Genomic DNA, 17,337 nt, shown 5'->3' with positions numbered 1-17,337 from the left:
GGCTTTCCCCCAAGGGCCGGCATAACCGGATGTTATGGCTGCCGGCTGCATCGGCAGTGGTGGCCGTCGCCGGGGCTCCCTAGCTTTAGGATGGGTGGCTGCATCGCGGCAGCGCCATGGAGTATGGCATGGATATCGTGGTGATCGGATCAGGGGTGGTGGGCATGACGACGGCCTGGCGGCTGGCGCGCGACGGCCATCGCGTCACCGTGGTCGACCGCGCCGGGGCCACCGCCCAGGGGGCCAGCCATGCCAATGGCGCCCAGCTCAGTTATTCCTATGTCGCGCCGCTGGCCTCGCCCGGCGTGTGGTTCGACCTGCCGAAATACCTGTTCGGTCGCCGGTCGCCGGTGCGGTTCCGGCCCGGCTTCGATCCGTTCCAGTATCGCTGGCTGCTGAAATTCCTTGCCGCCTGCACGCGGGCGGAATCGCTCGCCACCACCGAAAAGCTGCTGCGCCTGGCCTATCTCAGCCGCGATGTGCTGCATGCCGCAACCGATATCCGCGCCATCGATTTCCTGTGGAGCCGCACCGGCAAGCTGGTGCTGCAGGGCGATGCTGCCGGTCTGGCCGGTGCGCGGATGCAGGCGGAATACCAGAGCCGCCTGGGCAGCGAACAGCAGGTGCTGGACCGCGACGGCTGCCTGGCCGTCGAGCCGGCGTTGCAAGCCATCGCGCATCGCATCCATGGCGGCGTGTTCACGCCGGGCGACGAGGCGGCCGATCCATACCGGCTCTGCCTGGGCATCCAGAGCCTGCTCTCGGGTGCCAATTCCGGCGTGCACTTTGTCTATGGCTCAAAGGTGCGCGGATTGCTGCGCGCCGGCAATCGTCTGCTGGGTGTGCAGACCGATGCCGGCGTGGTCGAAGCCGATGCCTATGTGCTGGCCGCCGGCGTGGCCAGCCGGCGGCTGGGCCTGAGCGCCGGGCTCGACCTGCCGATCTATCCGATCAAGGGCTACAGCCTGTCGCTGCCCATCGCCGATGATGCGGCGGCGCCGCAGGTCTCGATCACCGACACCGCCTGCAAGACGGTCTATGCCCGTCTCGGCACGCGCCTGCGGGTGGCCGGCATGGCCGATATCGTCGGCGCGAATGATGAAATCGATCCGGCGCGGCTGGGGCAGCTTGTGTCCCAGGCGCAAGAGGCCTTCCCGCGGGCCGCCACCTGGCAGCAGATCGAACCCTGGACGGGCCTGCGGCCGGCCACGCCGAAAGGTCTGCCGATTCTGGGCAATAGCGGCATCGATAACCTTCTGCTCAATGTCGGTCACGGCGCGCTGGGCTTCACGCTTGCCTTCGGTTCGGCCGAAACCATCGCGGCGAAACTCGCCGGTCGCCCCGTGCCGGTGCCTGAGCAGGATTTCAGCCTGGCTGCGGCCTGAGGGTCAGCGCAGCTCTGCCAGCATGGCGCGCGCGGTTCGCGCATCGGCGATGGCGCGTCCCATCAGCCCGGCATGCTGCACGGTCTGGCGCACCAGTGCCGCGTTGTCGGCCGCCACGCTGCCATCGCTGAGCAGGGTGTTGTTCTCGAAGCCGATGCGGGCATGGCCGTTCAGGCCCAGCGCCGCCAGCGCGCAGGCCGACTCCTTCGGGCCGAAGGCGCAGACGGCGAAGGCGCCATCGGCATTGCTCCAGTCATGCAGGAATGGCAGCAGGTCGGTCGGTTCCGAACGCTGGCCGGCGCTATAGCGGCCCAGCACGAACAGCACGAAATGCTTTTCGCCCGGCACGACGCCGCGGGCCTTCAGATCGTGAAAGCGATGCAGGTCGGCATCGGAATACAGGATGTATTGCATCATCACGCCGGCCTTGTGCAATTCGGCCAGGAAGGCGGCGGCTTCGGGTTCGGCTGCATCGTCCGGCACGATCTCGCGGATCGCCAGGCTGCAGGCTTCCGGCATCAGGGCGCGCATCGCCGCCATCTGTTCGTGGCGGCTGTATATGCCGGCCGCCTCCGAGGTGGCCTGGATGATGATGTCATCGCCGGCTTCGCGCCGCACGGCGATGGTGGCGGCGCGGTAGAGATCGACATCCAGCGAATGCCGCCCGCTGCCGGGTTCGCGCACATGCAGGTGGATCATCGCCGCGCCGGCATCCAGGCATGACGCGGCGCAGGCGCCCAGCTCGTCGGCGCTGAGCGGCACGGCAGGATGGTCGCTCTTCAGTTTGCGGGCCCCGTTCGGTGCCACGGCGATCAGGGCGGGCGCCAGAACGGCCGGGATGATCGGCGCGGCGCTCATCAGGCGATGGCCTTCAATGCGGTATCCACCGCGTCGCCCAATCGCTCGACGATGGTGTCGATGTCACCCGGCTTGCAGATGAAGGGCGGCGCCAGCAGCACATGGTCGCCATGTTTGCCGTCGATGGTGCCGCCCATGGGATAGCACATCAGGCCGATATTCATGGCCTCCTTCTTGATCCGCGCGTTCAGTTTCAGCGCCGGATCGAAGGTGGCCTTGCTGGCGCGATCCTGCACCAGTTCGATGGCCTGGAACAGGCCGCGGCCGCGGATGTCGCCCACATGGCGGTGGTTGCCGAAGCGGTCCTGCAGGCGATCCATCAGGTGCGCGCCCATCGCCTTCACATTATCCAGCAGGTGGTCGCGCTCGATCACCTCCTGCACCGCCAGGGCGGCCGCGCAGGCCATCGGATGGCCCAGATAGGTGTGGCCGTGCTGGAAAAAGCCCGAGCCGTTGGTGAAGGTATCGAAGATATGCTGGCCCAGCAGCACGGCGCCGATCGGCTGGTAGCCGCCGCCCAGGCCCTTGGCGATGGTCATGATGTCGGGCGAGATGCCCTCCTGCTCGCAGGCATGCAGCGTGCCGGTGCGCCCCATGCCGCACATCACCTCGTCCAGGATCAGCAGCACGCCGTATTTGTCGCAGATTTCGCGGATGCGCTTGAAGTATCCCGGCGCCGCCGTGACGGCGCCCAGCGTGGCGCCCACCACCGGCTCGGCCACGAAGGCGATCACGCTGTCCGTGCCCAGCTCCAGGATCTTGGCTTCCAGCTCGTCGGCGGCGCGTTTTCCGTAGGCTTCCGGCGTCTCGTCCGGCCGGCGGTCGCGGTATTCGAAACAGGGCGCGATGTGATGCGCCTCGATCAGCATCGGCGCGAATTGCTGGCGCCGCCAGGCATTGCCGCCCACGCTCAGCGCGCCGACGGTGTTGCCGTGATAGCTCTGGCGTCGGGCGATGAAATGCCGACGCTGCGGCTCGCCGCGCTCCACGTGATACTGCCGCGCCATTTTCAGCGCGGCTTCGATCGCCTCCGAACCGCCGGAGACGTAATAGACATGGCTGATGCCCTTCGGCGCACCGCCCACCAGCTTGTCGGCCAGCTTCTCGGCCGGTTCGGTGGTGAAGAAGCTGGTATGGGCGAAGGCCAGCTTGTCGGCCTGTTCGTGGATCGCCCGGGTGACGTCGGGATGGCCGTGGCCCAGGCAGCTCACCGCCGCACCGCCGGAAGCATCGATGTAGCGTTTGCCGGTGGAATCGATGATCTCGATGCCTTCGCCGCCGACGGCGACGGGATAGGCGTGGTTGATCATGCGGTGCAGGATGCGGCTCGTCATGGGTTGGCTTTCTTGCGCTTGGGAGACCAGTAGGTGGAAAAGGCGCCGAGTTGCACCTCGGCATTGCGGATGGCGGCCAGTGCCTCCTCGCCGGCGCGGGCGGCGATCAGCGCCACCAGCGTCTCGGCCATGGCAAAGGCCGGCGTGACGGCATGGAAGAACGAAGGCGTATCGGTCGGCACCAGCAGGCTGTGCTGGGCCAGGCCGGCCACCGGCGAGACGCGGCTGTCGGTGATCCCGACGATGGTCAGGCCGCGCTGGCGTGCATAGGCCACGCGTTCCACCGTGGCGCTGGCATAGGGCGCCACGCTGATGGCCAGCATGGCGTCGCCGCGGCCGGCATGGCGCAGGGCGTCGATTCCGGTATCGCCGGCGCCATCCAGCAGCACGCCATTGGCGCGGAACAGGCCATGGATGTAATGGGCATGAAAGGCCACGGCGTGGCAGGAACGCAGGCCCAGAAAATGCAGCCGCTTCGCGCCTTCCAGCGCTTTGGCAGCCGCCACCAGGGCAGCAATGCCGGCTTCGTCATGGCTGCTGGCGATATGTTCGGCCATCGCCCAGCCGATCTGGCCGGCCAGGGCGGCATCGCCGCTCTGCTGCTGACGCTGCTGCAGCCGGTCGGCGCGGTTGCTGAATTCGGCGCTGAACGCCTTGCCCGGGCTGCGGCGCAGCAGGCTGGCCTGCACGTCGCGGAATGCGGCAAAGTCGGCAAAGCCCAACTGGCGCGCCAGCCGCGTCATGGTCACCGGGGGCACGCCGGCGCGGCGGGCCTGTTCGCGCATGGAGAGCAGGGCGACATCGTCGGGATGGTCCAGCACAAACCGCGCCGCGGCCTTCAGCTGCGGCGGCAGCATCTCGAAGGCGGCCGCGATGCGGGCCGGCAGCGAGTCGGGCGCGGTATGGCGCGGGCTGGGCATGGCCCAATTCAAGCCGATTTCCGGCGTATAAGCAACAAATGATTCATACACAAAATTAATGAAACGTTTGTTTCATATCCGGGGGCTGCGCGGCTTATAAGTTTTGCTTATGCTGAACCGGTCTTTGCGACAGGAATGACTATGGCCGATCTGCGCAACCTCGAGACCTTCGTCTGGGTCGCCCATCTGGGCGGCTTTCGCGCGGCGGCCGAAAAACTCAATACCACCCAGCCGGCGGTGTCGCAGCGCATCGCGCTGCTGGAAACCGAGTTGGGAGTGAAGCTGTTCGACCGCGAGCCGCGCGGCGTGGCGCTGACGCCCAAGGGCAACGAGCTGCTGCCCTATGCCGAGCGCATGCTGCAACTGCGCGCCGACCTGCTGCAGGCGGCGCGCGAAAAGCGGGCCATGCGGGGCGTGGTGCGCCTGGGCGTGGCCGAAACCATCGTGCATACCTGGCTGTCCAAGCTGATCGAACGCATGCATGCGGTCTATCCGGCTTTGACACTGGAAATCGAGGTCGATACCTCGCCGATCCTGCGCGAACGTCTGGTGGCGCATCAGCTCGACATCGCCTTCCTGCTGGGCCCGGTCAGCGAGCCGCGCATCAAGAATGTGGCCCTGTCCAGCTATCCCCTGGCCTGGGTCGCCAGTCCCGATCTCGATCTCGGGCCCGAACCGGTGCCGCTGAGCCGGCTCGGTCGCTGGCCGATCATCACCTATCCGCGCAACACCCGGCCCTTCATCACCATTCGCGAGATGATGACGCGGTCCGACCTGCCCAACCTGCGCATGTATGGCAATGCCTCGCTCAGCACCATCGTGCGCATGACGCTGGATCGCATTGGCATCAGCGCGATTCCGCCGGTGGTGATCCGCCGCGAACTGGCCGAGAAGCGCCTGCGGCTGGTCCGCGCCGAGCAAAGCCTGCCGGATCTGAACTTTTCCGCCAGCTATCCGCTCAAACCCGACAGTTACATGGCCGAGGCGGTGGTGGACATCGCACGCGAACTCGCGCAGGCGGAAGCCAAGCGCCGGAATAAGCAGCGGCGCGCCTGATTTTTAATCTATAAGATTTTCTTATCGCACTCAATCCGAAACCGCGATTGGACAGGATGGCCCCGCCCGTGATGGCATGACCGGATTGTAACGGTACGGTCATGGGGGAAGGCATGAATGCGATGACGGCCAAGGTATACGGCAGCGGCCATGCCGCGCGGCAGGCCGTGCGGCGCGGCGAGCATCGCGGCCCGACGGCTGGCATCGCGCCGGGCTATGTGCAGGGCAACCTCGCGATCCTGCCCAAGGCGCTGGCCGACGATTTCTTCCGCTTCTGCCAGTTCAACCCCAAGCCCTGTCCGTTGCTGGCGGCCTCCGAGCCCGGCGATCCGCGTCTGCCCACGCTGGGCGAGGATGTCGATATCCGCACCGATATTCCGCTCTATCATGTCTGGCGCGACGGCAAGATGGTCGAGGCCGTCTCCGATCTGAAAGCCCTGTGGCGCGACGATCTGGTCGCCTTCCTGATCGGCTGCTCTTTCTCTTTTGAGGAAGCATTGATCGAGGACGGCATCCCTCTGCGTCACATCGCCTGCAATTCCAATGTGCCGATGTATCGCACCAGCATCCAGACGCAGCCGGCCGGCCCGTTCCGTGGCCCGCTGGTGGTCTCGATGCGGCCGCTGAAGCCCGCCGATGCGATCCGCGCCGTGCAGATCACCTCGCGTTTTCCGGCCGTGCATGGCGCCCCGGTCCATATCGGCAAACCCGAAATGATCGGCATCAGGGACATCATGCAGCCCGATTACGGCGATCCGGTCGAAGTGAAGGATGACGAACTGCCGGTCTTCTGGGCTTGCGGCGTCACGCCCCAGTCGGTGATCGCGACCGTGAAGCCGGATTTCTGCATCACCCATGCGCCGGGCTACATGCTGGTCACCGATTTGAAGAACAGCCGTCTGGCCGTCCTGTAAGTTTCACCAACCTGGAGGGGAATAGAATGAAAAGCATGATCAAGACGCTGGCCGTTGCCGGCGCATTGCTGGCTGGCCTGGCCGGCCACTCGATGGCCCAGGACATGCCGAAGACGCCGCTGAAGGTGGTCGGCGCCTGGGGCAACCTGACGCAGTACAAGAATTTCGAGCAGCCCTTCTGGACCAAGGAAGTCACCGAGAAATCGAACGGCGCCATCACCGCCGAGATCACCCCGTTCAATGAAATGGGCCTCAAGGGCGCGGAAATCTTCCGCCTGATGCGCCTGGGCGTGATCGATTTCGGTTCCACCGTGCTTGGTTATGTCGCCGCCGACGACGCCCGCAACGAGGCTGTGGATCTCGCCGGCCTGTCGCCGGATGTCGCCACCGCGCGCAAGGTCTCGGATGCCTACAAGCCGGTCTACGACAAGTTCTACCGCGAGCGGTTTGGCGTGCAGGTGCTCGGCATCTGGCCGTATTCGGCCCAGGTGCTGTTCTGCAACGGCGACATCAAGGGCCTGGCCGACCTGAAGGGCAAGAAGGTCCGCACCGGCAACCGCACGCTGGCCGAATTCGTCGAAGCCTTCGGCGGCACCGGCGTGACGCTGGCTTTCAACGAAGTGGTGCCTGCCCTGCAGAACAAGGTGGTGGACTGCGCCATCACTGGCACGCTGTCGGGCAACTCCGCCAAGTGGTACGAGGTGGCGACCCATATCTATGCCCTGCCGCTGGGCTGGAGCCACGTCATGCACGGCGTGAACGTGAAGACCTGGGAAAAGCTGAACCCGCAGGTGCGCGCCTTCCTGCAGAAGGAGATCGCCGGCCTGGAAGACCGCATCTGGAAGGCGGCCGCCGAGGAAACCCAGCAGGGCTATGACTGCAACGCCGGCAAGGACAATTGCACCATGGGCGCCAAGGCCAAGATGACCATTGTGCCGGTCTCGGATGCCGACAAGGCCCTGCTGAAGAAGGCGCTGTCCGACACCGTGCTGCCGAAATGGGCCGCGCGCTGCCAGGGCGACTGCGTCGCCACCTTCAACGACAGCATTGGCAAGGTGGTCGGCCTGACCGCCACCGCCAAGTAAGCTGCCTCCCCGCCGGAGCCCGGAATTTCCTCCGGGCTCCGGCTTTTCATGTCAGAGTGTTGCCCATGACCCTGCTCGACCGCTGGCTCGGCTTCGCCGACCGTCTTTCCCGTTATGCCATCTGGTTCGGTGGCGCGCTTGTTCTGGCGTCGGCCGTGCTGGTTTCCGTCGATGTGCTGCTGCGCAAGCTGTTGCTGGTGTCGCTGGGCGGCGCTGACGAATTGTCGGGTTATGCCTTTGCCATCGGCACCACCTGGGCGCTTGCTTTCACTTTGCTGCGCCGGGCCAATGTACGTGTCGACGCGCTCTACATCCATCTGCCGCAGGTGGTCTGCGCCTTGCTCGACATCGTGGCGCTGGTCGCGCTGGGTGGTTTTCTTGCGCTGCTGACCTGGCAGGCATGGGATGTGCTGGGTACCTCGCTGTCCTTCGATGCCCGCGCCACCACGCCGCTGGCCACGCCGCTCTGGATGCCGCAATCGCTGTGGCTGATCGGTCTGGTCTTTTTCCTGTTCACCTGGGCTCCGCTGCTGCTGCGCAGCCTGTTCGCGCTGCTGGGCGGTGATCTCGCCAAGGTGCGCAGCCTCGCCGGCGCCCGCACCATCGAAGAAGATGCCGCCGACGAGGCCGCCCATACCGCCGAGCTGAAGCCGGCCGCCGACCTGCTCAAGGACTGATCCCATGCTTGCCACTTCGCTCGTCCTGTTGATCGTCCTGCTGGCGGCCGCCATTCCGGTCGCCGGCGCACTCGGCACGCTCGGCCTGCTGCTCGACAAGATTTATTCCAAGATGCCGCTCAGCCTGGCGCTGGGCGAAATCTCGTGGTCGTCGTCAAAAGACTTCCTGCTGGTCTCGATCCCGATGTTCATCCTGCTGGGCGAGATCCTGCTGCGGGCCGGCGTGGCCGAACGCATGTATGGGGCCATGGTGAAGTGGCTGTCCTGGGTGCCCGGCGGCCTGATGCATTCCAATATCGGCGCCTGCGCCATCTTTGCCGCCACCTCCGGGTCCTCGGTGGCAACCGCCGCCACGGTGGGCACCGTGGCCCTGCCGCTGGTGAAGAAGCATGGCTACAACGAGCCGCTCTTCCTCGGCACGCTGGCGGCGGGCGGTACGCTCGGCATCCTGATCCCGCCGTCGATCAACATGATCATCTACGCGGTGCTGACCGACACCTCGATCCCCAAGCTCTATCTCGCCGGCATCATTCCCGGCCTGGGGCTGGCCTTGATGTTCATGGTCATGGTGGCGGTGTTCTGCGTGATCAAACCGGAATGGGGCGGCCGGGCGTTGTCGGCCACCTGGGGCGAGCGTATCCGCAGCCTGGTCGACCTGGCGCCGCCGCTCGGGATTTTCCTTGTCGTGGTCGGCTCGATCTATGCCGGCCTGGCCACGCCCACCGAAGCCGCTTCGCTTGGCGTGGTGGCCGCGCTTGGCCTGGCGGCGGCCTACAGGCGGCTGTCGCTCGCCATGATGAAAGAAGTGCTGGAAAACACCATGCGCACCACCGCCATGGTGATGCTGATCATCATTGCTGCCTACTTCCTCAATTTCGTCATTTCGGCCATCGGCCTCACCACCATGCTGACCGATTACATCGCCGGCCTGGGCCTGTCGAAATTCGAGATGCTGATCGCCATCGTGGTGTTCTACCTGATCCTGGGCTGCTTCATGGAAACGCTGTCCATGATGATCACCACCATCCCCATCGTGGCGCCGGTGATGTTCGGCCTGGGCTTCGATCCGATCTGGTTCGGCATCGTCATCATCATCCTGATCGAGATGGCACTGATCACGCCGCCGGTCGGCCTCAACCTCTTTGTGGTGCAGTCGCTGCGCACCAGCGGCACGCTGAACGACGTGATCAAGGGGTCGTTGCCCTTCGTGTTGATGATGATCGCCCTGATCGCGTTGCTGGCGGTGTTTCCCGGTATCGCGCTGTGGCTGCCCAACGCCTTCGGTTAAGTGCAGGAATTCCGCAAATGTTGACATTCGACCGTCTCTGGCAGGATCGCCGCGACCACGTCGCTGTGCAGATCGACACCCTGATCGTGGCCGGCTGGGCCGGCCGCGACATGCATGCCATCGAGCATCACATCGAGGAACTGGCCGCCATCGGCGTGCCGCGGCCGAGCAGCGTGCCGCTGTTTTACCGCATCGGCACCGGCCAGCTCAGCCAGACGACGCATCTGCAGGTGCTCGGTCCCGATACCTCGGGCGAGGTCGAGCCGGTGGTGGTTGCGCTGGCCGATGGCCTCTGGGTCACGGTCGGCTCCGACCATACCGACCGCAAGGCCGAAGCCGCCGGTGTGGCGCTCTCCAAGCAGCTCTGTTCCAAAGTGGTGGCGAAGGCATTGTGGCGCTATGACGAGGTCGAGAAGCACTGGGACGACCTGATCCTGCGCGCCTGGGCCACCATCGACGGCCAGCGCGTGCTGTACCAGGAAGGCCCGCTCTCCGGCCTGCGCAGCCCGGCCGACCTGATGCAGCGCTACAGCAACAGCGCCAGCCTGCCGCCCGGTTCGCTGATGTTCGGCGGCACGCTGGGCGCCATCGGCGGTATCCGGCCGGCGACGCGCTTCGAGATGGAACTGGAAGACCCGATACTCAAGCGCAAAATCGGTCATGCCTATGATATCGAGGCGCTTCCGGTTGTCGCCTGACCGCCAAGGTCGTATGACAGCGGCATGAGCAATTATCCGCAGATCCGCTCCTTTGGCGATACCGGCTTCAGCGTCGAATTCGGCGAGGGTATCGACCGTGCGGTGAATGCGCAGGTGATGGCCCTGCATGCGGCTCTCGGCGAGGCGAAACTGCCCGGCGTGGTCGAGACCATCCCGTCCTTCCGTGCCCTGCTGGTGCAATACGATCCGCTCAGCGCATCGCGGGCCGAGCTGGAAGCGCAGGTGCGGGCCATGCTGGCCGGCCTGAAGGCCGAACAGCGCACCGGCCGGCTCTGGCGTCTGCCGGTCTGCTATGCGCCCGGTCTCGCGCCCGATCTGCTCGACGTGGCCGAACGCTGCAAGACCACGCCCGATGCCGTGATCGCCACGCATACTGCCGGCCGCTATTTCGTCTACATGCTCGGTTTCATGCCGGGGCTCGCCTATATGGGCGGCCTGGACGCGTCGCTGCATCTGCCGCGCCGCAAGGAGCCGCGGCTGAAGGTGCCGCAGGGCTCGGTCGCCATCGCGGAATCGATGACCACGATTTATCCCTGGGAAAGCCCGGGCGGCTGGCACCTGATCGGCCGCACGCCGCTGAAACTCTTTGATGCCGTCCGGCCCGAGCCGATCCTGCTCGCCGCCGGCGACGAGGTCACCTATGTGGCGATCTCGGCCGATGAGTATGCCGCGATGCTCGATCGGGTGGAGCAGGGCACATTTGATTACGCAGCCCTGCAGGTGAAACCGTGACTGCCGCCGGCTTTCTCGATATCGCCACGCCCGGCCTGATGACCAGCGTGCAGGACCTTGGCCGCTTCGGCGCGCAGGCGCTGGGCATGCCGGTGGCCGGCGCTACCGATCCGATTGCGCTACGGCTGGTCAATCTGGTGGTCGGCAATCCGGAAAACACGGCGGCGCTGGAGATCGGTTATCTCGGTCCGGGTTTCACCGTGGCAGCCGATAATGTGCGCGTCGCCTTCGGCGGGGCGGCGAAACTCATGCTGCAGCCGGCCGACGGGTCGGATGCCCGCGCGCTGAAGCCCTGGCGCTCGGTTGTGCTGAAACGCGGCGACCGTTTGACCATCGGCGCCATCGAGGATGCCAGCGTGGCCTATCTGGCGGTGCAGGGCGGTTTCGCCCTTCCGCCGTTCATGGGCAGTTATTCCACCTACATGCGCTCCGGCCTCGGCGGCTTCGAGGGCCGCGCCCTGAAGGCGGGTGACCGCCTGCCGCTGGCGCTTGGCGCCGCGCCCGAAGGCGAAGAGCGGGAACTGGCCGACAGTATCGACTACGGCAGCGGCCCCATCCGCGTGGTGCTCGGCCCGCAGGAAGACCGCTTCACGGCAAAAGGGATCGAGACCTTCCTCTCGGCCGCCTATACCGTGACCAAGGAAGCCGACCGCATGGGCCTGCGCCTGGATGGCGAAACCGTCGAGCATACCCGCGGCGCCGATATCGCCTCCGAGGGTCTGGTCACCGGCTCGATCCAGATTCCCGGCAACGGCAAGCCGATCATCCTGATGGCCGACCGCCAGACCACCGGCGGCTATACCAAGATCGCCACGGTGATCTCGGCCGATCTGCCGCGCGTCGGCCGCATGAAGCCGGGCGATGCCCTGACCTTCCAGGCGATCAGCGTGGCCGAGGCCGAGGCGATCCGCCGCGCGCAGGAACAGGGCATCCGCCGCCTGATCGAGGGTATCCGCACGGCGCTGCCGGATGTCTGGCTCGATCACAATGCCCTATATACTGTGAACCTGATCAGCGGCGCGGTGGATGCGCCCAGCGGACACTGGCGCTGAATCGCGGAGACGGACCATGACCCTGAAAGTGAACCTGAACAGCGATCTGGGCGAAAGCTTCGGCGCCTGGAGCATGGGCGACGACGCGGCGATGCTCTCCGTCGTCAGCTCGGCCAATGTCGCCTGCGGCTTCCATGCCGGCGACTGGAGCGTGATGCAGGACACCGTGGCCGAGGCCGTGAAGAACGGCGTTTCCATCGGCGCGCATCCCTCCTATCCCGATCTGCAGGGTTTCGGCCGCCGGCCGATGACCATGAACAACAAAGAGGTCGAAGCCCTGATCGCCTACCAGGTCGGCGCGCTGATGGGCGTGGCCGCCACCAAGGGCGGCAAGGTCACCCATGTGAAGCCCCATGGCGCCATCAACAACAAGGCCGCCACCGATATGGATCTCGCCATGGCGCTGGCGCGCGGTATCGCCGGCGTCTCAAAAGACCTGATCTTTCTGGCCCCGGCCGGTTCGGCCATGGTGGAGGCGGCCCGCAGGATGAACCTGCCGGTGGCGCAGGAGGTTTTCGCCGACCGCAATTACGACGATGACGGCAATCTGGTGCCGCGCGGCCAGCCGAAGGCCATGGTGCATGACAACGACGAGGCGCTGGTCAATGTGCTGCGCATGGTGCAGGAAAAGGCGATCGTCTCACTGTCAGGCAAGCGCATCCCCTGCAACGTCGATTCGATCTGCGTGCATGGCGACAGCGCCGGGGCGGTGTCGATGGCGCGTCATATCCGTGCCGGGCTGGAAAAAGCCGGCGTGAAGATCGTCACCCTGCCCGCGATGCTGGCCTAGCCGCCGCGACCTGGTTTTTCAGGGCATGACGCCTGGGCGGCGCGCCATAGCGCGCGGTATAGGCGTTGATGAAATTGCTGACGTGGTTATAGCCGACACGCCAGGCGATCTGCTTCAGCGGTGCCGCGCCGGCTTCCAGCGCGATGCGGGCATGTTCCAGCCGATGGTTGCGCAGCACCTCAAACACCGTGCCGCCGAATTCGCTGCGGAAACAGGCATTCAGGCGCTTTTCGCTCAGGCCCACCGCGTCGGCCAGGTCGCCCAGCCCGGGCGGCTGGCGCATGTCGAGCAGCAGCAGCCGGCGCGCGGTCGCGATGGCATCGCGTTCCCGCTTTGTCAGGATGTGGGCCGGCCGGATCTGGCTCGCCATCTGGCTCGCCAGCAATTGCAGCACCACACCCTCGATGAACAGCATCCGCAGCGGTCCGTTCAGGCCGGGTGCGAACAGGCTTTCGGCATGGTGGCGCAGGCGGCGTGTCGCCTGCATGCAGATGACGCGGCTGGCCTCTATATCGGGCTCCAGCAGCGGGACGAGCGCGGCCGGAATGGCGCCGTCGAATATCCGCTCCAGCCGGTCGCGACGCAGGGCATAACCGGCCAGGCGCAGGCGCTGCGGCGCCGTCATGCGATAACGCGCACCGCCGGCGGCGGGACGGAACAACACCGCCTGGTCCGGCCCCGCCGTTATCCGCAGGCCATCGGGCATCTCGACCTCGACATGCCCCGATACGGCGATGGTGCCGCTGGCCCAGGCTGTGCTTTCGGGCGCGGTTTCGCTGTCGCGCGGCTGGACGGCGATGTCGCCATGGATCGCCGCATGGGTGAGGAGAACGCGCAGGCCGGGCGCGGCGTCGATGCGTTCGATGGTGGCGTCCCATTGCGCATCGCTGATGCGCGCGCGCTCATTCACTTTCAGGCTGCGGTCGCCGCCCGGTTCGTGCAGCAGCCATTCGATGTCTTCCATCGCGGCGGTCCTCCTCTGCCCATCGTCTCCAGATAGGAAACGAGCGGGCCCGCTTTAAGGGGCTGCCGCGGTTAAGCCTAAAGGTTTGCCCCTCCGGCATAACGCGGCGGCGCGGCATATACCGCCTTCGTTGACGCACACGGCCCAGCCGCGGAATTACTGGCCTGTCGTACCCACTGCCGAGGCATGGACACGACATGCATGGCGGCTGCGACCGCGACCGGATGGGGCATGCATCTTTATGCGCATGGCGCGGCGTGGATGAAGATCCGCGCCGCAGGTGTAACCAACCGGGCGGTGCCGGAATTTCCGGCTGCCCCGCAAGGGAGAACAGAGATGCAGCTTTTTGGCGGATCGACGATCATCGGGCAGCCGCAGGATGGAAATGCGTTCGAGCTGGGAACGGCCGGCGCCATCGTGCGGAAACAGCATCATGCATATCTCATTACGGCGGGCCATGTGGTGGGCGCTCCGGGTCGGCCGGTCTATGCACCGCCGCAGGAGGGCGTGGACTTTACCCTGCAGCAGAACCGCATCCTGATCGGTAACGTGGTAGCGAACCTGGAGCCGCCCGGCGAGCAAAATCCGAGATTCGACGCGGCCATCGTGCTCCTGAACGGGAATGTCGCGCCGATCGAAGGGCAGTTGAGCGCGGTGCAATGGCGCAGCTTCATGCCCGCCTCGCGAAGCCTGAATGCCTGGGGCGACGGCGCGGATGGCAGCGTGATGGAAATGGCCGGATGCTGGTCGGGCCATCATTCGGTCAAGCAGCTCACCCAGGCCGAAAGGGGGCAGCTCGCGCAGGGCAACAACGTGGTTACCGTGCTCAACAATACTTCGATGATGCGGATCAATCTGCAGCAGGGCGGCAATATCGACGCAGTGCCGGTAAAGATCACCAGCGGCCATGCGCCGGTCCATCCCGGCGACAGCGGCGGCCCCGTTTTCATCGACAATCGTCTGGCCGGCATCCTGGTGGGCGACCTTGTCGTCGCCGGCACATGTTTCTATACGCCGATTTCCGTGATCATGCCGCATGTGCCCTGACTGACGGGTGACTGACCCGCACGGCCCCGCATCCGTCGCGTCGTGGCGGATGCGGGCTGCAATTGCTGGGTGAATTATTTTATCATTTCTATTCATGCAGAACATGCGTGGCGGGGCCGCCGCATAACTGCAGGCGGCTTCGCATGGTTTCCCGCTGGCCGAAATCACTTGACCTTGCCTGACGGCAAGGCGATGAAGGTCGGGCCGGATCGCCGAAAATGAAGGAATCCGGCGGCTTGGGGAGGGCCGGCGGAGTGGCTCATCATCGTATGCAATGGGTCGGGAGCCTGGTGATCGCTGCGATGGCGATCATGCTGTTGCCTGCGGCAGCAACGGGTCAGACGGCCGAGCGTGCGCCCAAATGGGCTCCGCATATCGATGTTGAAGGCAAGGCGGGAACGAAGCGCAATCTGGGCGAGGCGGACCTGTTCGTCCCGCTGGCGCAGGACGGCACCACCCTGCTGTTTTCCAGCCTGCGCACCCGCATGGACGACGGCGACGGCCTGGAAGGCAATTTCGGCCTCGGCCTGCGTCACATGCTGGACAGCGGCTGGAACCTCGGCACCTATGCCTATTTCGACCGCCGCAAGAGCGAGCTGGAGAATTACTTCAGCCAGGTGACGCTGGGCCTTGAGGCCCTGTCGCTGGACTGGGACCTGCGCGCCAACGCCTATCTGCCGCAGGGCAGGCGCAGCCATCAGGTCGATGCCCTGAATACCGCCGAGGTTTCCGGTACCAGCGTTGTCTTCCGTGGCGGCGAGGAACGCAGCCTGAGCGGCTTCGACGGCGAGATCGGCTGGCGGCTGCCGTTCTTCGATTCCGAGGCGGCACAGCAGCTTCGCTTCTATGCCGGCGGCTACCGCTTCACCAGCGACAACGATGCCGTGCCCGACGTGCAGGGCCCGCGTCTGCGGGCCGAAATGGTGTTCGACGAGGTGCCGGGCCTGTGGGACGGCGCGCGTCTCAGCCTGGGCGCGGAATGGCAGCATGACGATCCGCGCGGCAGCCAGGGGTTCCTTTCGGCCCGCCTGCGCATCCCGCTGCAGAGTTTCGGCAGGACTGCATCGCGGCTGACGCCGATGGAGCGCCGCATGGCCGATCCGGTCGTGCGCGACATCGACATCGTCAGCCGGGCCGGCACCTTCGGCGCTCCTGAAACGGTGACGCAGACGGCCAATGGCGGCAGCCTTACAGTGCTGAACAGCGCCAGCACCAGCGGTGCCAACCTCGCTACGGCCGTCACCAATGCCGGCAGCAATTCAACGGTCCTGCTGTCCGGCACATTCAACACGACCAACACCGTCAGCCTGGCCACCGGCCAGACCCTGACCGGCGCCGTCACGGTGCGCAACGCCTCGGGTCGCCTCGCCACGGTCAGCACCGGCGCAACGGTCAATGCCAGCAACCTGGCGTCCACGGTTGTGGTCAATAGCGGGGGCACGGTCTCCAACCTGACGGTCACCAATGCCTTCAGTGGTGGCACCGGCGGTCGTGCTGTCTTGGTTGCGGATGGTGTGAGCAACGCAACGATCAGCAACAATACGATCACCGTGACCCAGAGCGGCGCCAATGGGGGCGTTGCCTTGGTCCTTGGCAATAACGTCAGTGCCGTGGTGCGCGGCAATACGCTCACGGCAACCGGCAGCGGGGCGGCCACGACGATCACGGCGTTGGCCGCGAATGTCGGCTCCCCCACCATAACGGTGGCGAACAACAGCATCAGTGCTTCAGGCGGCACGACAAACAATATGGTGTTGGTCGGCGCCGGAACCGTCATCAATGCCGGCTCGACCGGCAATATTCGCGGCTCCGGCGACTGCAACGGCACGCCGGCCAGCGGCAGCATCGGTTTCACCAACGGCACGACCTGTCCGTAATATGAGGTGAGACGTTTCCGCGCCTTGCCAAGAGAAGGGCCCTTGTCGATGATGAGGGCCCTTTCTTTTTCGTTTGGCCTGCCATGTTTCAGATTGCTCCGCCTGTCCTGCCCGGCTGCCTGCTGGTGCGCGCCCCCACGCTGATGCTGGGTGAAGGCTGGTCCAGTCCGATCTTCAGCGAAAGCCATATGGGGCGGCTCGGCATCCATGACCGCTTCGTGGAAGACTGGATTCACTATGCCCACAAACCCGGCGCGGTGCGGGGCCCCCGATATCAGCTTGCGCCGGCCAGCCAGGCCATGCTGTTGCGCGTGTTGCGCGGCCGCATCTATTTCGCTGCCATCGATGTGCGCAAGGCTTCCGATACGTTCGGCAAGGTGCTGCAGGGCGACATCTCCTATATGGGTGCGGAGCAGCTTTACGTCATGCCGGGATTCGCCGTCGGCTGGTGCAGCATGGAGCCGGCCGTCGAAGTGCTGGTCAAGGCCAGCACCGAGAGCAATCCGGATCTGGAGCGCGGCATCAACTGGTGCGATCCGGCCCTGGGGATCAAATGGCCGGTGCGGCCGGCCGAGGCGATCGTTTCGACGGAAGACATCAGCCAGCCGATGCTGGTCGATCAGATCGACCTGCTCTGAT

Annotated in this window: 17 protein-coding genes; 13 read left to right on the top strand and 4 right to left on the bottom strand. The window is 65.5% G+C overall.

What is annotated here, in order from left to right:
- Positions 1-128 precede the first annotated feature (128 nt).
- On the top strand, positions 129-1,385 hold the full coding sequence (locus tag ACE3OO_RS05285; RefSeq protein ID WP_374300482.1) for a D-amino acid dehydrogenase: 1,257 nt from the start codon (positions 129-131) through the stop codon (positions 1,383-1,385).
- Positions 1,386-1,388: 3 nt separating this feature from the next.
- Here ACE3OO_RS05285 and ACE3OO_RS05280 read toward each other — a convergent pair whose 3' ends face one another.
- The 3 genes from ACE3OO_RS05280 to ACE3OO_RS05270 are packed head-to-tail and all read right to left on the bottom strand — an operon-like array spanning position 1,389 to position 4,497.
- Positions 1,389-2,243, bottom strand: a complete 855-nt coding sequence (locus ACE3OO_RS05280) for a 3-keto-5-aminohexanoate cleavage protein (protein ID WP_374300480.1) — start codon at positions 2,241-2,243, stop codon at positions 1,389-1,391.
- Positions 2,243-3,577, bottom strand: a complete 1,335-nt coding sequence (locus ACE3OO_RS05275) for an aspartate aminotransferase family protein (protein ID WP_374300477.1) — start codon at positions 3,575-3,577, stop codon at positions 2,243-2,245. Before ACE3OO_RS05275 ends, ACE3OO_RS05280 begins: the two co-directional genes overlap by 1 nt.
- Entirely contained in the window at positions 3,574-4,497 is a 924-nt protein-coding gene (locus tag ACE3OO_RS05270; protein WP_374300475.1) for a MurR/RpiR family transcriptional regulator, read from the bottom strand. The genes ACE3OO_RS05275 and ACE3OO_RS05270 overlap by 4 nt, the downstream gene beginning before the upstream one ends.
- Before the next feature lie 141 nt (positions 4,498-4,638).
- Between ACE3OO_RS05270 and ACE3OO_RS05265 the strand changes: the two genes are divergently transcribed.
- The 9 genes from ACE3OO_RS05265 (at position 4,639) to ACE3OO_RS05225 (ending at position 12,810) form a co-directional block, all read left to right on the top strand.
- Entirely contained in the window at positions 4,639-5,553 is a 915-nt protein-coding gene (locus tag ACE3OO_RS05265) for a LysR family transcriptional regulator (RefSeq protein WP_374300473.1), read from the top strand.
- Positions 5,554-5,666: 113 nt separating this feature from the next.
- The gene (locus tag ACE3OO_RS05260; protein WP_374300470.1) at positions 5,667-6,467 is read left to right on the top strand and encodes a putative hydro-lyase; all 801 of its coding nucleotides are present in this window, start codon (positions 5,667-5,669) and stop codon (positions 6,465-6,467) included.
- Positions 6,468-6,493: 26 nt separating this feature from the next.
- A complete protein-coding gene (locus ACE3OO_RS05255) occupies positions 6,494-7,552 on the top strand; it encodes a TRAP transporter substrate-binding protein (RefSeq protein WP_374300468.1) in 1,059 nt (352 codons plus the stop codon).
- Between the two features lie 65 nt (positions 7,553-7,617).
- A complete protein-coding gene (locus tag ACE3OO_RS05250; RefSeq protein WP_374300466.1) occupies positions 7,618-8,229 on the top strand; it encodes a TRAP transporter small permease subunit in 612 nt (203 codons plus the stop codon).
- A 4-nt stretch (positions 8,230-8,233) separates the two neighbouring features.
- Complete coding sequence (locus tag ACE3OO_RS05245) at positions 8,234-9,517, top strand: TRAP transporter large permease (protein WP_374300464.1); 1,284 nt, start codon at positions 8,234-8,236, stop codon at positions 9,515-9,517.
- A 17-nt stretch (positions 9,518-9,534) separates the two neighbouring features.
- A complete protein-coding gene (locus ACE3OO_RS05240; protein ID WP_374300462.1) occupies positions 9,535-10,215 on the top strand; it encodes a DUF2848 domain-containing protein in 681 nt (226 codons plus the stop codon).
- Between the two features lie 24 nt (positions 10,216-10,239).
- Positions 10,240-10,968: a 5-oxoprolinase subunit PxpB gene (gene pxpB, locus ACE3OO_RS05235; protein ID WP_374300459.1), complete on the top strand. Its 729-nt coding sequence runs from the start codon at positions 10,240-10,242 to the stop codon at positions 10,966-10,968.
- A complete protein-coding gene (locus tag ACE3OO_RS05230; RefSeq protein ID WP_374300457.1) occupies positions 10,965-12,020 on the top strand; it encodes a biotin-dependent carboxyltransferase family protein in 1,056 nt (351 codons plus the stop codon). Before pxpB ends, ACE3OO_RS05230 begins: the two co-directional genes overlap by 4 nt.
- Positions 12,021-12,036: 16 nt before the next feature.
- Positions 12,037-12,810 carry a LamB/YcsF family protein gene (locus ACE3OO_RS05225; RefSeq protein ID WP_374300455.1) on the top strand — a complete coding sequence of 258 codons (774 nt, stop codon included), beginning with the start codon at positions 12,037-12,039 and terminating at the stop codon, positions 12,808-12,810.
- On the opposite strand, the gene ACE3OO_RS05220 is transcribed toward ACE3OO_RS05225, so the two are convergent.
- A complete protein-coding gene (locus ACE3OO_RS05220; protein WP_374300453.1) occupies positions 12,785-13,774 on the bottom strand; it encodes a helix-turn-helix transcriptional regulator in 990 nt (329 codons plus the stop codon). The two genes, ACE3OO_RS05225 and ACE3OO_RS05220, sit on opposite strands and share 26 nt — an antisense overlap.
- A gap of 201 nt (positions 13,775-13,975) precedes the next feature.
- On the opposite strand from ACE3OO_RS05220, the gene ACE3OO_RS05215 reads away from it, so the two are divergent.
- From ACE3OO_RS05215 to ACE3OO_RS05205, 3 genes are all read left to right on the top strand, one after another.
- Positions 13,976-14,821, top strand: coding sequence for a hypothetical protein (locus tag ACE3OO_RS05215; protein WP_374300451.1), 846 nt, complete (start codon positions 13,976-13,978; stop codon positions 14,819-14,821).
- A 254-nt stretch (positions 14,822-15,075) separates the two neighbouring features.
- Positions 15,076-16,698, top strand: a complete 1,623-nt coding sequence (locus tag ACE3OO_RS05210; RefSeq protein WP_374300449.1) for an inverse autotransporter beta domain-containing protein — start codon at positions 15,076-15,078, stop codon at positions 16,696-16,698.
- Between the two features lie 83 nt (positions 16,699-16,781).
- The gene (locus ACE3OO_RS05205) at positions 16,782-17,336 is read left to right on the top strand and encodes a dTDP-4-dehydrorhamnose 3,5-epimerase family protein (protein ID WP_374300447.1); all 555 of its coding nucleotides are present in this window, start codon (positions 16,782-16,784) and stop codon (positions 17,334-17,336) included.
- The last annotated feature ends 1 nt before the right edge of the window (position 17,337 follow it).

This window comes from Ferrovibrio sp., from assembly GCF_041906005.1.
GTDB lineage: Bacteria > Pseudomonadota > Alphaproteobacteria > Ferrovibrionales > Ferrovibrionaceae > Ferrovibrio.
Note: the sequence above shows the minus strand (reverse complement) of the source record. Positions and strands in the feature narration are given on the sequence as shown.

What these genes read in the sequence shown, in the direction of transcription:
- ACE3OO_RS05245 (WP_374300464.1), top strand. Translation starts at nt 8,234, where the DNA reads ATGCTTGCCACTTCGCTCGTCCTGTTGATCGTCCTGCTGGCGGCCGCC.
- ACE3OO_RS05240 (WP_374300462.1), top strand. Translation starts at nt 9,535, where the DNA reads ATGTTGACATTCGACCGTCTCTGGCAGGATCGCCGCGACCACGTCGCT.
- ACE3OO_RS05275 (WP_374300477.1), bottom strand. Translation starts at nt 3,577, where the DNA reads ATGACGAGCCGCATCCTGCACCGCATGATCAACCACGCCTATCCCGTC.
- ACE3OO_RS05215 (WP_374300451.1), top strand. Translation starts at nt 13,976, where the DNA reads ATGGCGGCTGCGACCGCGACCGGATGGGGCATGCATCTTTATGCGCAT.
- ACE3OO_RS05270 (WP_374300475.1), bottom strand. Translation starts at nt 4,497, where the DNA reads ATGCCCAGCCCGCGCCATACCGCGCCCGACTCGCTGCCGGCCCGCATC.
- ACE3OO_RS05260 (WP_374300470.1), top strand. Translation starts at nt 5,667, where the DNA reads ATGAATGCGATGACGGCCAAGGTATACGGCAGCGGCCATGCCGCGCGG.
- ACE3OO_RS05220 (WP_374300453.1), bottom strand. Translation starts at nt 13,774, where the DNA reads ATGGAAGACATCGAATGGCTGCTGCACGAACCGGGCGGCGACCGCAGC.
- ACE3OO_RS05265 (WP_374300473.1), top strand. Translation starts at nt 4,639, where the DNA reads ATGGCCGATCTGCGCAACCTCGAGACCTTCGTCTGGGTCGCCCATCTG.
- ACE3OO_RS05255 (WP_374300468.1), top strand. Translation starts at nt 6,494, where the DNA reads ATGAAAAGCATGATCAAGACGCTGGCCGTTGCCGGCGCATTGCTGGCT.
- ACE3OO_RS05250 (WP_374300466.1), top strand. Translation starts at nt 7,618, where the DNA reads ATGACCCTGCTCGACCGCTGGCTCGGCTTCGCCGACCGTCTTTCCCGT.
- pxpB (WP_374300459.1), top strand. Translation starts at nt 10,240, where the DNA reads ATGAGCAATTATCCGCAGATCCGCTCCTTTGGCGATACCGGCTTCAGC.
- ACE3OO_RS05225 (WP_374300455.1), top strand. Translation starts at nt 12,037, where the DNA reads ATGACCCTGAAAGTGAACCTGAACAGCGATCTGGGCGAAAGCTTCGGC.
- ACE3OO_RS05280 (WP_374300480.1), bottom strand. Translation starts at nt 2,243, where the DNA reads ATGAGCGCCGCGCCGATCATCCCGGCCGTTCTGGCGCCCGCCCTGATC.
- ACE3OO_RS05285 (WP_374300482.1), top strand. Translation starts at nt 129, where the DNA reads ATGGATATCGTGGTGATCGGATCAGGGGTGGTGGGCATGACGACGGCC.
- ACE3OO_RS05205 (WP_374300447.1), top strand. Translation starts at nt 16,782, where the DNA reads ATGTTTCAGATTGCTCCGCCTGTCCTGCCCGGCTGCCTGCTGGTGCGC.